Raw genomic sequence first — 13,991 nt, 5'->3', positions numbered from 1 at the left:
CCCCTCACCGGATGATCGGCGGGAACCGCACCACCACGGAGCGGTCCAGCGCGTGCTCGACGAGGCGCACCACCGTGGAGAGGCACGATCCGCGCCCCCGCGCGTCCATCGGCAGCACCGGCACGTCGCCCCGCAGCCCGAGCGCGTCGTGCACGTCCGCCGGGCGGAACCGGTCGGAACCGGGGAACGCGTTCGCCGCCACGACGAACGGGATGTCGCGGCCCTCGAAGAAGTCCACGGCGGGGAAGGAGACCTCGATGCGGAGCGGGTCGACCAGCACCACGGCGCCGACCGCGCCCCGCGCGAGCTCGTCCCACATGAACGAGAAGCGGTCCTCCCCCGGTATGCCGAGCAGGTAGAGGATCTGCGAGCCGCCGATTCCGACCCGGGCGACCTCCAACGCCGGCGCCGTCGCCGTGGCGCCGCCCGATCCCGCCCGTGGGTCGTCGACCCCCATCGGGGCCACCGTGACGTACCGGTCGGTGGACGGCGGCGCGAGCTCGGACACGGCCCGCACGAACGTCGTCTTCCCGACCCCGGCCCCGCCTGCCACCACGACCTTCAGCGGGATCGGAGCCTGCTCCTGCAGCCTGTGGTCAGGGGACACGCAGACCGTCCAGGAGCCGTGCGAGCACGGAGGCGCTCGGGCATCCGCCCATGAAACCGGGCGGCGGGGCGTGCACCTCGAGGAAGCCGCCTTCGACGAGCTCGCCGACGAGCCCCCGCGCCACGGCCACCGGCACGGTGAGCGCCGCGCCGATCTCGACGAGCGACACCGGACGCCGGGCCAGCTCGACGATCGTGCGGCGCTCGGTGTCCAGGCCGTGGCCCCACCGGGCGCGGGCGGTGGCGGTGACGAGCGACTCCATCGGCAGTTCGCGGCCGGCGATGGCGGGGAGGGCGACGACCCCGCCCGGCGGCCCCTTGTGGGCTCCCCGCCGGGGCGGCTCGACGCCGCTCACCGTCCCGGATTCAGGGGCGTGGTTGAGGACAGGACTCCAGACCGAGCGGGGCATCCGCATTCTCCACGGCTGAGCTGATGGGGAGCGGAGCGCACATGGTCAGGATCCGGGACGGCCCCGGGAGCGCCCCCGCACGGTGACACCGGCGCCGGGGGTCACCGGCGTCACCGTGGGGAGACGGTCTCGGGCAGGTGCGCTCACGTACAGCGCATTGGTAGTCGACGCAGCGCTGTCGATCGTTACGCGGGGTACGGGGGTTATCGACAATTAGTACACCCGAGTGAAGATCACGAGCGGAGGGCGCCGGCGCGGACGAGCCCACCGCACACACTGATGCGGCACCGCACACATGTCCGACCATGTGTGCGGACCCCGGCCGGTGTGTGCGGCCACCCGGGCCTGCCCGCGCGGAGCGCCTCGGGCGGTCAGGCGCGGATGCGCTGCCCCTTCGGGTCGTACAGGGGGCTCGGCGCCACCTCGGCGCGCTGCCAGGTGCCGTCGACCTGCACGTCCAGCTCGGCGCCCTCCGGCGTCCCCGCGGGGAGGTAGGCGTAGGCGATCGAGCGGGCGACCGTGTACCCGTAGCCCCCGGAGGTCACCTGGCCCACCACCGCACCCGCCAGCCGCACCGGTTCCCCGCCGAGCGCCACCGCGCGCGGGTCGTCGAGCAGGAGGCAGCGCAGGGAACGGGCCGGCCCCCGCTCCCGCGCTTCCAGCAGCGCCGCGCGACCGGCGAACTCCCCCTCCCGCCGGACGGCGAAGGCGAGGCCGGCCTCGTCGGGCGTCGTCTCGGGGGTGATGTCCGCCCCCCACGCCCGGTAGCCCTTCTCCAGCCGCAGGCTCTCGATCGCCCGGTAGCCGCACGGCCGGACCCCGGTGTCCGCGAGCGTGCGCCACAGCGCGGCGCCGTACTCGGTGGGGCAGTACAGCTCCCAGCCCAGCTCGCCCACGTACGTCACGCGCACCGCCCGCACCGGCACGTCGCCCACGGTGGTCTCGCGCATGGTGCCGAACGGGAACTCGGCATTGGCGAGCGACGCGGGGGTCAGCGGGGCCAACAGGTCCCGTGCCTGCGGGCCCCACAGACCGAAGCACGCCTCGGCGCCCGTGACGTCGGCCAGGCGTACCGACGCCCCGGTCAGCCGGGCCCGGCGACGCAGCCAACCGAGGTCGTGGGTGCCGAACGCCGTGCCGGTGACCACGATGAACTCGTCGTCGGCGAGCCGGGTGACCGTGACGTCCATCTCGATGCCGCCGCGGTCGTTGAGCGCCTGGGTGTACACCACCGCGCCCGGCGCCCGGTCCACCCGGCCGGCGAAGACGTGCGCGCAGAACGTCGCCGCGTCCGGCCCGCTGATCGAGATCTTCGCGAAGGAGCTCTCGTCGAACAGCCCCGCCGCCTCGCGCACGGCGCGGTGCTCGGGCTCGACGCACGGCGACCAGTGCCGCCCGGCCCAGCCGTGGGGCCGCAGCGCCTCGGAACCGGGTTCCGAGTAGTGGTTCACCCGCTCCCAGCCCCCCTTCTCGCCGAACTCCGCCCCGTGCGCGGCGTGCCAGGGGTAGGCGGGCGAGGTGCGCAGCGGGCGGCCCGCCTCGCGCTCGGCCGCCGGGTAGCGGATGTCGTAGTAGCTCTCGTAGTTCTCGACGGTGCGGGCGAGGGTGTAGCCGGGTGAGCGGTAGTGGCGGCCGAATCGGCGCACGTCCATGTGCCACAGGTCCATGCCCGGATCGCCCTCGACGATCCAGTCGGCCATCACGCGCCCGATCCCACCGGCGCCCGCGATCCCGTGCGCGCAGAACCCGGCGGCGACGAAGAAGCCCGCGACGTCGGTCTCGCCGAGGCAGAACTCGTTGTCGGGGGTGAACGCCTCCGGACCGTTGATCATCGTGACGATGCCGGTGTCCACCAGTGCCGGGACCCGGACCTGCGCGTTCTCGATGATCTCGGAGAACCGGTCCCAGTCGGGCGACAGCAGCTTGCCGTTGAAGTCCGCGGGCACGGAGTCGTAGGAGCGCCCGGTGGCCGTCCACGGGGCCGACTGCCGCTCGTAGCCGCCCATGACGAGGCCGTCGACCTCCTGGCGGTAGTAGACGAGCAGGTCGGGGTCGCGCAGCGACGGCAGCGGCCGGTCCGCCGGCATCGAGCCGGCCGGCAACGGTGCCGTGACGACGTACTGGTGCGACATCGGCACCACCGGGATCCGGACCCCCGCGAGGCGCCCGATCTCGGCCGCGAACATCCCGCCGCAGTCGACGACGATCTCGCACTCGACCGTCTGCTCGACACCGCCCCGGTCCGTCCGCACGCCGGTGACCTGGCCTTTGTCCGTGTTGATCGCGACGACACGGGTTCGTTGCGCGATCGTGACTCCGTTCGCCCTGGCCAGCGCCGCGAGGGCGTAGCAGAGGCGCGAGGGGTCCACGTGCCCGTCGGTCGGCGTGTACGCCGCACCGAGCACGCCATCCATGCTCATCAGCGGAAACAGCTCGCGCGCCGCCTCCGCGGAGATCAGCTCCAGGGGCAGGCCGGACCGGGCTGCCCAACCGGCCTGGCGGCGGATCTCCTCGAGGCGCTCGGGCGAGGACGCGAGCCGCAACGACCCCGACTCCACCCACCCGGGCGCGTGCTCCCCGCCCCCGGCCTCGAGCTTGCGGTACAGCTCGGCGGAGTAGACGTTCATCCTGGTCAGGGCCGGATCCGAGCGCAGCTGGCCGACGAGGCCCGCCGAGTGGAACGTCGACCCGCTGGTCAGCTCCGAACGCTCGAGCAGCAGGACATCCCGCTCGCCGCGCTCCGCGAGGTGGTAGGCAAGACTGGCCCCGCCCACCCCTCCACCGACGATCACGATGCGGGCACGGCCGGGCAACACGTCGGGCATGTTCCGCACCATACGGTCTAGACCGTATTTGACGCGACTTCTACCATCCCCCCGTGGAGTTGACCACGACCGTGCTCGATCCGGACCTAGAAGCGCTGCTCGACACGATTCCGAGCACCGCGCGACACCCCCGCACCGTCGTGGATCTGCCCGGTGGTCTCACCAACCGCAACCTCAAGGTCACCAACAGCGACGGCACGTGCGTCGTGCGGATCCCGGCCGCCGGGGAGGGCCTGCTCGGGATCGACCGTGACATCGAGCACTCCAACTCCGTGGCGGCCGCCGAGGCCGGCGTGGGCGCCCCGGTCCTGCACTACCGGCCGAGCGAGGGCATCGTCGTCGGCTTCCTACCCGGCCGGGCACTCAGCGACGCCGACCTGCAGCGCACCGACGTCCTGCACCGCGTCGCGGCCGCGTGCCGGCAGCTGCACGCAGGCCCGCGGTTCGTCAACGACTTCGACATGTTCGAGGCGCAGGTCCGCTACCGGCGGATCGTGGCCGAGCACGGCTTCCGGATCCCGGACCGCTACGACGAGTTCGCCCCGGCCGTGGCCCGCATCCGCGAGGCGCTCGGCCCCCGCACCGACACGGTGCCCTGCAACAATGACCTGCTCGCCGAGAACCTGCTCGACGACGGCGAGAGCGTGCGCATCATCGACTACGAGTACTCGGGCAACAACGACCCGTGTTTCGAGCTGGGCAACATCTGGAGCGAGGCGACGCTGCCGCTCCCCCTGCTCGACGAACTCGTCGCGGCCTATTACGGGCGGCACCGCCCGCGGCAGGTCGCCCGGGCGCGCCTGCACGCCCTGATGTCCCAGTACGGCTGGACACTCTGGGCGGCGATCCAGCACGGCTCCAGCCCCATGGACTTCGACTTCTGGTCCTGGGGGATGGAGAAGTACGACCGCGCCGTCGCGGCGTTCGACGGACCCGACCTCGAGCAGTTGCTCGTGGCGGCCGCCCGACCCGACCAACCCACGATCACCCCCTGAACCACCGAGGAGCCCCCGTGGCCGCCACCGAGGGTGCCCAGCGCACCGACGACGAGGCGATCCTGCATCGCCTCGGCTACGCCCAAGTGCTGTACCGGGAGATGGGCGGGTTCTCGAACTTCGCCATCTCGTTCACGATCATCTCGATCCTCGCGGGATGCCTGACGTCCTACTTCCTCGCCTTCAACAACGGTGGCCCGGTGGCCATCACCTGGGGCTGGCTGCTCGTCGGGGCCTTCTGCGTGCTCGTCTCGATGGCGATGGGTGAGATCGCCTCGGCGATGCCGACCGCGGGTGCGCTGTACTTCTGGGCCTCCAAGCTCGGCGGGCCCGCGTGGGGCTGGTTCACCGGCTGGTTCAACCTGGTGGGCGAGATCGCGGTGACCGCCTCCATCCAGTACGGCTCGGCCATCTTCACAACGGCCCTGCTGAACCTCTGGTTCCCGGGCATGGGCAACGACACCGGGACGATCTTCATCGTCCTGACCGTGATCGTCGCCCTCCAGCTCGGGCTGAACCTGCTCAACATCAACGTCCTCGCGCTGCTGAACACCGTCTCGGCCTGGTGGCACATGGCCGGCGTCGCGGTCGTCGTCGCCGTGCTGATCGCGGTGCCGGACAACCACCAGTCCGCGGCCTTCGTGTTCGGCGAGACGATCAACAACTCCGGCTTCTCCGACTCCGCCTTCTGGTTCGTCTTCGGCATCGGCCTGCTGATGTCGCAGTACACGATCACCGGCTTCGACGCGTCGGCGCACATGAGCGAGGAGACGCGGTCGGCGTCGCGGACGGCCGCGCTGGGCATGGTCATGGCCGTGGTCGCATCGGTCATCTTCGGTTTCGTCCTGCTGGTCGCGGTGACCTTCGCGGTGCCGGACGTCCAGGGCGTGATCGACGCCGAGGGCGATGCCGTGATCTACATCTGGACCACGGCGCTCGGTGAGACGTGGGCCCAGTTCCTGCTGATCATCGCCGTGATCGCGCAGCTGTTCTGCGGCACGGCCTCGGTCACGGCCTCCTCGCGGATGATGTTCGCGTTCTCCCGAGACCGGGCGGTGCCCTTCTCGGGCGTGTGGCGCAAGGTCGCGAGCAACCGCGTGCCCGTCAACGCCGTGACCGCGATCTCCGTCCTGGCCTGGGCGCTGATGCTCCCGACGCTGGTCAACGGCGTGCTCGGGTACGCCGTCGGCACCTCGATCGCCGTCATCGGGCTCTACATCGCCTTCGGGCTGCCGATCCTCCTGCGCATCAGGGCAGGCGACCGGTTCGAGCGCGGCTCGTGGCACCTCGGCGACCACTACAAGTGGATCTCGACGATCGCGGTGGTGTGGATCGCGCTGGTCTGCATCCTGTTCCTGATGCCGCTCTCCCCGGCCGGCGTGCCGTTCTCGGCGGAGTTCGACTGGGAGGCCTTGAACTACGCGCCGATCACCGTCGGAGGCGCGCTGATCCTCTTCGGCGGCTGGTACCTGCTGTCGGCCCGCAACTGGTTCACCGGCCCGGTGCCGGAGGGCGGCTCCCTCGAGGAGCTGCAGAGCATCGAGGAGCAGCTGGAAGCCGAGGCGCACGGCGGAACGCACGACGGGACGGGCCCCGGTGCCGCGACGGCTGCCGGTGCGGTGGCCACCGCCACCGCCGTGGCGGTCGCCGAGAAGGCGGACGAGCCGGAAGCCGAGACCGGCGACGAGAAGGCTGCCGACGAGAAGGCCGAGCCGGAGCCGGAAGCCGCCGAGGCGGACGCGGCGCCGAAGGCGGAGGCCGAGGGGAACGGCGAGGTCGACGCGACCGCTGCCACCGAGGCCGTCACCGAGGACGCGGCCGCGGCCGGCAAGGCCGACACCGAGGCCGAGATCAAGTAAGTAGAGAACAACGTCATCGACGACGAGCGGGACCCTCGCCGGAAGCCATCCGGCGAACGTCCCGCTCGTCGTCGTCAGCTGGACCTGGAAGGACTCCCATGGCCCGCCCCGGCATGCTCACCCTCGAGCAGCTGCGCACGTCGGTCGACGACGGCGCGATCGACACCGTGCTCGTGGCGTTCACCGACATGCAGGGCCGCCTGCAGGGCAAGCGGTGCGCCGCGCAGTACTTCCTCGACGAGGTCGTGCCGCACGCCGCGGAAGCGTGCAACTACCTGCTCGCGGTCGACGTCGAGATGAACACCGTTGACGGCTACGCCATGTCGAGCTGGGAACGCGGCTACGGCGACTTCGTGCTCGTCCCGGACATGACCACGCTCCGCCTGGTGCCCTGGCAGGAGGCCACCGCGCTCGTGCTGTGCGACGTGCAGTGGGCCGACGGTGGCCCCGTCGTCGCGTCGCCGCGGCAGATCCTGCGCGCCCAGCTCGACCGGCTCGCCACCCACGGGCTCGTCGCCGACGTGGGCACCGAGCTGGAGTTCATGCTGTTCGCCGACTCGTTCGACACGGCGTGGCGCAAGGCCTACCACGACCTCGAGCCGGCCAACCTCTACAACGTCGACTACTCGATGATGGGCACCGCCCGGGTGGAGCCGCTGCTGCGGCGCATCCGCAACGGGATGGCCGGCGCCGGGATGGTGGTCGAGTCGGCGAAGGGCGAGTGCAACCTCGGCCAGCACGAGATCGCGTTCCGCTACGCCGACGCCCTCACCACCTGCGACAACCACTCCATCTACAAGACCGGCGCCAAGGAGATCTCCGACCAGGCCGGCATGGCGCTGACCTTCATGGCGAAGTACGACCAGCGCGAGGGCAACTCCTGCCACATCCACATCTCCCTGCGGGGGGCGGACGGGCCGGTGTCGGCGGGGGACGGCGAGCACGGCTTCTCGACGCTGTTCTCGCACTTCGTCGCCGGGCAGCAGGCCTGCCTGCGCGAGCTCACCTATCTCTTCGCACCGAACATCAACTCCTACAAGCGCTACGCCGAGGGCAGCTTCGCGCCCACGGCCGTCGAGTGGGGGCTGGACAACCGCACGTGCGCGCTGCGGGTGGTCGGGCACGGCCCGTCGCTCCGGGTGGAGAACCGAGTGCCCGGGGGCGATGTGAACCCCTACCTCGCGGTGGCCGCGTTGATCGCGGCCGGTCTGTACGGCATCGAGAACGAGCTGCCGCTCTCGCCGCCGTTCGCCGGCAACGCCTACCAGGCCGACGGGCTCCGGGTGCCGTCCACGCTCCGCGAGGCGGCGGAGCTCTTCGCCGGTTCCAAGGTGGCCGAGACGGCGTTCGGCACCGAGGTGGTGGAGCACTACACCAACGCCGCGCGGGTGGAGCTCGCCGCCTTCGACGTGGCGGTCACCGACTGGGAGCGCCGGCGTGGGTTCGAACGGCTCTAGCCGGCCGCGCCCCGTCGTCGGGATCACCGCGTACGGGGAACACGCCCGCTACGGGGTCTGGGACACCGAGGCGGTGCTGCTGCCCCGCACCTACCCCGACGTCGTGATCGCGGCCGGCGGGGTGCCGGTGCTGCTCCCGCCGGTCCCGGAGTCGGCCGCCGCGGTCGACCGGCTCGATGCCGTCGTCCTCGCCGGAGGGCCGGACGTCGGCCCCGACCGCTACGGTGCGTCCCCGCACCCGCGCACCGGAGAGCCGCGCCCGGAGCGCGACGCGTCCGAGATCGCCGTGGTGCACCGCGCCCTCGAGCGCGGCATCCCGGTGCTCGGCGTGTGCCGGGGTGCGCAGGTCCTCAACGTCGCGCTCGGCGGCACCCTCGTGCAGCACGTGCCCGACAGGGTCGGGCATTCCGGGCACAACCCCTCCCCCGGCGTCTTCGGGACGGTGGAGGTGGTGTTGGAGCCGGGCAGCCGGGTCGGGTCCGCCCTCGGCGCAGGCGCGACCGTGCGCTGCCACCACCACCAGGCCCTCGACGGCCTGGCGGACGGACTCGTGGTGACCGGCCGCGCCGCCGACGGCCTCGTGGAGGCGGTCGAGCTGGCCGGCACCCCGTGGGTGGTGGGGGTCCAGTGGCATCCGGAGGAGGACGCGACGGACGTGCGTCTGATGGCGGCCCTGGTCACCGCGGCCGCAACGGTCTAGACCACGGGATCTAGGCTCGCCCCCATGACGGAACGGTTCTCCGGCCGCACCGCGGTCGTGACGGGTGGCGGCAGTGGCATCGGGCTCGCCACCGTGCGCAGGCTCGCCTCCGAGGGTGCCCGGGTGGTGGTCGCCGACATCGACGCGGGCGCCGGCAAGGCCGCCGCCGACGAGGTGGGCGGGCTCTTCGTGCAGACGGATGTCACGTCGCAGACGCAGGTCGAGGAGCTGTTCGCCGCGGCCGTCGACACGTACGGCAGCGTGGACGTCGCCTTCAACAACGCCGGGATCTCCCCACCGGAGGACGACTCCATCCTCGACACCGGCCTCGACGCATGGCGGCGGGTGCAGGAGGTCAACCTGACGTCCGTGTTCCTGTGCTGCAAGGCGGCGATCCCGCACATGCAGCGCCAGGGCCGGGGCGCCATCGTCAACACGGCGTCCTTCGTGGCCGTGATGGGCGCCGCGACCTCCCAGATCTCCTACACCGCGTCCAAGGGCGGCGTGCTCGCGATGACCCGCGAGCTGGGCGTCCAGTTCGCCCGCGAGGGCATCCGGGTCAACGCGCTGTGCCCCGGGCCGGTCGACACCCCGCTGCTGCAGGAGCTGTTCGCCGCCGACCCCGAGCGCGCCCAGCGCCGCCTGGTGCACATCCCGATGGGCCGCTTCGCCCGCCCCGAGGAGATCGCCTCCACGGTCGCGTTCCTGGCGAGCGACGACGCCGGCTTCATCACCGCCTCCACCTTCCTGGTGGACGGCGGCATCTCCGGGGCGTACGTGACGCCGCTGTAGCTCTCCGGCACCGGACGTCCCGATGGAGCGAGCGGCAGAGCCGCTCGTGCAACAGAAGCACTCCCGGGCGTGCGGGCCGGGGCTCGGGCGGATCGGCGCCTGCTGATCGATCCGAGATGCTGGGAACTGCCCGGACGAGGGCGTTCAGCGTGGTTTCGCAACGATCAAGGTCGCATGATCGGTCCGAAGTACGGTGGATCGCCCCGGCTGGGGCGCTGAGCCGCATCCCGCAACGATCACGTCTCGGGGTTCATGATCATGTCGGCCCCTCGGGTGACGCGCGGCTCGCCGGCGATCGGACTTGCAGCCTCGCGACGAGCGTCTTGGGAGCCACCTGCCGGTAGGCGTCGACGATCACCTCGCCCACCTCGTCCCAGTCGGGCCCGGCGTCGCGCCGCATCCCCACCCAGCCGCGGCCACCGAAGCGCGGGGCGAAGAAGCGGTCCGGCGCCTCAGCCACCGCTCTGCAGCTTGTGCAGCATCGGTGGGAGCGGTTCGGCGTGCACCACCGCGAGCCGCTGGGTGGCGCGGGTGATGGCGACGTAGAGGTCACCGCCCCCGCGCGGTGACTCGGCCAGCAGCTCGGCGGGCTCCACCACGACGACGGCGTCGAACTCCAGGCCCTTCGCCGCCGAGACCGGCAGCACCACCACCGGGGCGGTGAGATCCACCTCCGCGCCGTCCCCGCCGAGCAACCGGGCGCGCAGCGCGTCCAGCCGCCCGGCGGGCACGAGAACCGCGGTGCGGCCGTCGCCGACGGCGCCCGCTTCCTCGGCGAGCACCTTCGCCACGGTGTCCTCCAGCTGACCCGAGACGGTCCGCACGGCCCGCGGCGGCACGCCGGAGCTGCGGACCGAGCGCGGCGGGGCGAGTCCCGGTTCGATCGTGGCGAGCACGTCGTCGGCGACGTCGGCGATCTCGGCCGGGGTGCGGTAGTTCACCGTCAGCTGTTCGAGCCGCCACCGGCGCTCGACGAACGGGGCGAGCACCTCGTCCCACGAACCCGCGCCGGCGAGGTCCCCGGTCTGGGCGATGTCACCGACGATCGTCATGGACCGGCTCGGGCAGCGGCGCATCACGAGGCGCCACGCCATCGGCGAGAGCTCCTGGGCCTCGTCGACGATCACGTGCCCGTAGGTCCACTCGCGATCGGCGGCCGCCCGATCGGCGGTGGAGTCGTAGCGGCGCACCGCCTGCCGCTCGGCGAGCCGGTCGGCGTCGACCACGTCGGTGGCGCGCAGCAGTTCGGGGTCGAGGTCCTCCTCCAGGTCGAGGACGTCGAGCACGCCCTGCGCGTAGAGCACCTCCTCGCGCAGCGCGGCGGCCTCCCGGGCGGCGGCCTCCGAGCCGTCGTCCCCGAGCAGCTCGGCCGCCTCGTCGAGCAGCGGGACGTCGGCCGGGGTCCACCGCAGCTCGGCCGGCACGTCGTCGGCCGGTGCGGGCCGGTGGAGCAGCTCGCGGTCGGCGGCCGGCAGCCTGCGGGCCACCGAGCTCAGGCGCTTGCGGTCGGCGAACAGGTCCGTGAGCAGCTGCTCGGCCGAGAGCGTCGGCCACAGCGCGTCCAGCTCGCGGGAGAGCTCGCGGCTCTCGACGAGCTCGTCGCGGATGTCGGCCAGGTCGCCCGAGTCGAGCAGGTTCCGCCCGCCGGGGCCGGTGAGCGTGCGCGCCACCTGCTCGGCGAGCAGCCGCACCGCCTCCTTCCGGAAGATCCGGCGGGCCTCGTTGTGCGGCTTGCGGGAGCGGCGGGCCCGGGTGCGGGCGGCATGGGCGAGGTCGCGGTCGAGCCGCACCGGCTGCTGCTCCACCACGAGCTCGACGGGCCGGCGCGGCACCTGCTGGCGGTCGCGGACCGCCGCCGCGACGACCGCCGCCATCTCGGCCCTCCCCTTCACCGCCGCCGTGACGGCGGGCTCGGTGCGCCGCGCGTCCAGCCCGGGGTGCAGCTGCCCGACCGTGCCGAGCACCACGCTGGTCTCGCCCAGGGAGGGCAGCACCTGCCCGATGTAGGACAGGAACGTGGGGTTGGGCCCGACGACGAGCACGCCGCGGCGCGCCAGCCGGTCGCGGTGGGTGTAGAGCAGGTAGGCGGCCCGGTGCAGGGCCACCGCGGTCTTCCCGGTGCCCGGCCCGCCCTGCACGACCAGCACCCCGGACGGCTTCGAACGGATGATCGCGTCCTGCTCCGCCTGGATCGTGGCCACGATGTCGGCCATCCGGCCGGTGCGGCGGGCGTCGACGGCGGCCAGCAGGGCGGCCTCGCTGGTCAGCCCGCTGGACTGGGTGGCTGCGGTGGCGTCGTCGAGGTCCAGCACCTCGTCGTCCACGGCGATGACGTCACGGCGGCGGGTGCGCAGGTGCCGCCGGCGCCGGATGCCCTCCGGGGACGCCGCGGTGGCCGTGTAGAACGGCCGGGCCGCCGGCGCCCGCCAGTCCATGAGCAGCGGCTCGTACTCGTTGTCCTCGTCGAGCAGGCCGAGCCGCCCGACGTAGCGACGCTCGCCGTCCTCGGCGTCGAGGCGGCCGAAGGCGAGGCCGTGCTCGGCGGCCCGCAGTGCGGCGAGGCGGTCGGTGTACATGGCGGCGGCGGCGTCCCGCTCGGTGAGCGCCTGCGGCGTGCCGACGGTCTCGTCGTGCAGCACGGCGGACAGCCGCCGAGCCGTCTCGGCCCGACGCGCGTCGAGCCGCTCGTAGAGCATGCGGACGTAAGCCCGCTCGTGCTCGATCCCGTCCTCGGCCTGGCCTGGGACCTGGTCCTCGATGCGGGCGTCCGGCACCGCGGCGGACGTGCTGTTCGACACCGGCAGATCACCTTCGCTGGCGTGACGGAGGACTGGGCAGCTTACGAACGTACCAGCGACCGGGTTTCCGGTCGGCAGGCCGCGGGTAGGTCTTCGCGTGCAACCCCCAGTCGGCCCGGCGCGCCCGATCGTGCGATGAATGAGACGTCCCGGGACTCCGACTACGCGTACCTCGCGCCGCTCTTCGAGGAGTTCGCGCAGCTGCCGCCGGAGCACCCCGAGCGGGTGGCGCTGCGGTCCAAGCTCGTCACCGGGTACCTGCCCGTGGTGCAGCACATCGCGCGCCGGTTCGCCGGCCGCGGCGAGCCGGTCGACGACCTCGAGCAGGCCGGCACCGTCGGGCTGATCAACGCGGTGGACCGGTTCGAGCCCGACCGCGGGATCGACTTCCTCTCCTACGCGGTCCCCACCATCACCGGTGAGATCCGCAGGCACTTCCGCGACCGGACGTGGTCCATGCGGGTGCCGCGGCGCCTCAAGGACCTCCAGAGCGCGATCAACGGCGCGATCGGTCCGCTGTCGCAGGAGCTCGGGCGCGCCCCGCGCCCCAGCGAGATCGCGACCCGGCTCGGGATGCCCACCGAGGAGGTCGTGGAGGGCCTCGACGCCCAGCAGGCCTACCGCAGCAGCTCCCTCGACGAGCTGGTGGCCGGCGGCGACACCCCCCTCACCGACACGCTCGGCGGTGTGGACGCCGAGCTGGACAAGGTCGAGTACCGGGAGACCCTCGCGCCGCTGCTCGACGAGCTGCCCGAACGGGAGCGCACGATCCTGCTGCTGCGGTTCTTCGGCAACCTCACGCAGACCCAGATCGCCGACCGCGTCGGCATCTCCCAGATGCACGTGTCCCGCCTGCTCGCCCAGACCGTCGCACAGCTGCGGCGGCGGATGACCGAGGACGGGTAGGCGGGCCGCCTGCCCGTACGACCACCGACGTCGTGCACCGCCGATCGGCTCACACCGATGACGGCTCGCGAGCCGCCGCCCACTCACCGGGCGGTGGCTCTTCGTCGCCTCCGTCGCTGTCGTTGAGCGCCGGGGTCGGGCGGGAGCGGCGCAGCAGCGGGACCGGCAGCACGAACCACAGCAGGCACAGCACGACGAGGACCGCCGCCGCGGCCGAGATGGCGAACGGCAGCCCCACCGCGACGTCGAGCACCAGCAGCACGGAGCCGGTGAGGGTCAGCGCGAGGGAACCGAGACCGACGGTGAACAGGCGGTGCCCGATCTGCACGGTCTCCTGCTTCACCCCCCGCCGGAACGTCATGCGGTGCACCGCCGCCGGGGCGACGAGCAGGCCCGCCGTGATCACCGAGCACAGCAGGGTGACCACGTAGGTCCAGCGCTGCACCTCGTCGATCGAGCGGAAGCGCTCGGTGAACGACAGCGTCAGCAGGAACGCGAACAGGATCTGCACACCGGTCTGCGCCACGCGCAGTTCCTGCAGGAGCTCGATCATGTTGCGGTCGGCGCGCTGCAACGGGCCCTCGCCGCGCCCGTCGGCGCGGCTACCGGTGTAGCGCCACTCCGTCATGGGACATGACTACCC

At 72.5% G+C, this 13,991-nt stretch carries 12 protein-coding genes; 6 read left to right on the top strand and 6 right to left on the bottom strand.

Translation table 11 applies throughout. From position 1 onward, the window contains the following. Nucleotides 1–4: 4 nt before the first annotated feature. From ACU436_RS13995 to ACU436_RS13985, 3 genes are all read right to left on the bottom strand, one after another. A complete protein-coding gene (locus ACU436_RS13995) occupies nt 5–607 on the bottom strand; it encodes a GTP-binding protein (protein WP_459025254.1) in 603 nt (200 codons plus the stop codon). Then, nucleotides 597–1,016, bottom strand: coding sequence for a DUF742 domain-containing protein (locus tag ACU436_RS13990; RefSeq protein WP_459025253.1), 420 nt, complete (start codon nt 1,014–1,016; stop codon nt 597–599). Before ACU436_RS13990 ends, ACU436_RS13995 begins: the two co-directional genes overlap by 11 nt. A 371-nt stretch (nt 1,017–1,387) precedes the next feature. Then, nucleotides 1,388–3,841, bottom strand: a complete 2,454-nt coding sequence (locus ACU436_RS13985) for a GcvT family protein (protein ID WP_459025251.1) — start codon at nt 3,839–3,841, stop codon at nt 1,388–1,390. Between the two features lie 53 nt (nt 3,842–3,894). Between ACU436_RS13985 and ACU436_RS13980 the strand changes: the two genes are divergently transcribed. The 5 genes from ACU436_RS13980 to ACU436_RS13960 all read left to right on the top strand — a co-directional run bounded on the left by ACU436_RS13980 (nt 3,895) and on the right by ACU436_RS13960 (nt 9,644). After that, nucleotides 3,895–4,836 carry a phosphotransferase gene (locus ACU436_RS13980; protein ID WP_459025249.1) on the top strand — a complete coding sequence of 314 codons (942 nt, stop codon included), beginning with the start codon at nt 3,895–3,897 and terminating at the stop codon, nt 4,834–4,836. 17 nt (nt 4,837–4,853) lie between these two features. After that, nucleotides 4,854–6,695, top strand: coding sequence for an amino acid permease (locus ACU436_RS13975; RefSeq protein WP_459025247.1), 1,842 nt, complete (start codon nt 4,854–4,856; stop codon nt 6,693–6,695). 113 nt (nt 6,696–6,808) lie between these two features. Next, a complete protein-coding gene (locus ACU436_RS13970) occupies nt 6,809–8,152 on the top strand; it encodes a glutamine synthetase family protein (protein ID WP_459025701.1) in 1,344 nt (447 codons plus the stop codon). After that, on the top strand, nt 8,133–8,852 hold the full coding sequence (locus ACU436_RS13965; protein ID WP_459025245.1) for a gamma-glutamyl-gamma-aminobutyrate hydrolase family protein: 720 nt from the start codon (nt 8,133–8,135) through the stop codon (nt 8,850–8,852). The genes ACU436_RS13970 and ACU436_RS13965 overlap by 20 nt, the downstream gene beginning before the upstream one ends. A 24-nt stretch (nt 8,853–8,876) precedes the next feature. Next, a complete protein-coding gene (locus ACU436_RS13960; protein WP_459025243.1) occupies nt 8,877–9,644 on the top strand; it encodes a 3-oxoacyl-ACP reductase in 768 nt (255 codons plus the stop codon). A 256-nt stretch (nt 9,645–9,900) separates the two neighbouring features. On the opposite strand, the gene ACU436_RS13955 is transcribed toward ACU436_RS13960, so the two are convergent. Together ACU436_RS13955 and ACU436_RS13950 are read right to left on the bottom strand one after the other, a co-directional pair. Then, on the bottom strand, nt 9,901–10,104 hold the full coding sequence (locus ACU436_RS13955; protein ID WP_459025241.1) for a hypothetical protein: 204 nt from the start codon (nt 10,102–10,104) through the stop codon (nt 9,901–9,903). After that, the gene (locus tag ACU436_RS13950) at nt 10,097–12,340 is read right to left on the bottom strand and encodes an ATP-binding domain-containing protein (RefSeq protein WP_459025699.1); all 2,244 of its coding nucleotides are present in this window, start codon (nt 12,338–12,340) and stop codon (nt 10,097–10,099) included. The genes ACU436_RS13955 and ACU436_RS13950 overlap by 8 nt, the downstream gene beginning before the upstream one ends. Before the next feature lie 237 nt (nt 12,341–12,577). Between ACU436_RS13950 and ACU436_RS13945 the strand changes: the two genes are divergently transcribed. Then, nucleotides 12,578–13,348, top strand: a complete 771-nt coding sequence (locus ACU436_RS13945) for an RNA polymerase sigma factor SigF (RefSeq protein ID WP_459025239.1) — start codon at nt 12,578–12,580, stop codon at nt 13,346–13,348. 49 nt (nt 13,349–13,397) lie between these two features. Here the strand turns inward: ACU436_RS13945 and ACU436_RS13940 are convergent, their stop codons facing one another. Continuing rightward, complete coding sequence (locus ACU436_RS13940) at nt 13,398–13,976, bottom strand: DUF6328 family protein (protein ID WP_459025237.1); 579 nt, start codon at nt 13,974–13,976, stop codon at nt 13,398–13,400. Between the last annotated feature and the right edge of the window lie 15 nt (nt 13,977–13,991).

Source organism: Pseudonocardia wallangbongensis (assembly GCF_054486945.1).
This window is presented reverse-complemented; position numbering and strand designations above follow the sequence as displayed.

What these genes read in the sequence shown, in the direction of transcription:
- ACU436_RS13990 (WP_459025253.1), bottom strand. Translation starts at nt 1,016, where the DNA reads ATGCCCCGCTCGGTCTGGAGTCCTGTCCTCAACCACGCCCCTGAATCC.
- ACU436_RS13985 (WP_459025251.1), bottom strand. Translation starts at nt 3,841, where the DNA reads ATGCCCGACGTGTTGCCCGGCCGTGCCCGCATCGTGATCGTCGGTGGA.
- ACU436_RS13970 (WP_459025701.1), top strand. Translation starts at nt 6,809, where the DNA reads ATGCTCACCCTCGAGCAGCTGCGCACGTCGGTCGACGACGGCGCGATC.
- ACU436_RS13960 (WP_459025243.1), top strand. Translation starts at nt 8,877, where the DNA reads ATGACGGAACGGTTCTCCGGCCGCACCGCGGTCGTGACGGGTGGCGGC.
- ACU436_RS13950 (WP_459025699.1), bottom strand. Translation starts at nt 12,340, where the DNA reads ATGCTCTACGAGCGGCTCGACGCGCGTCGGGCCGAGACGGCTCGGCGG.
- ACU436_RS13945 (WP_459025239.1), top strand. Translation starts at nt 12,578, where the DNA reads ATGAATGAGACGTCCCGGGACTCCGACTACGCGTACCTCGCGCCGCTC.
- ACU436_RS13940 (WP_459025237.1), bottom strand. Translation starts at nt 13,976, where the DNA reads ATGACGGAGTGGCGCTACACCGGTAGCCGCGCCGACGGGCGCGGCGAG.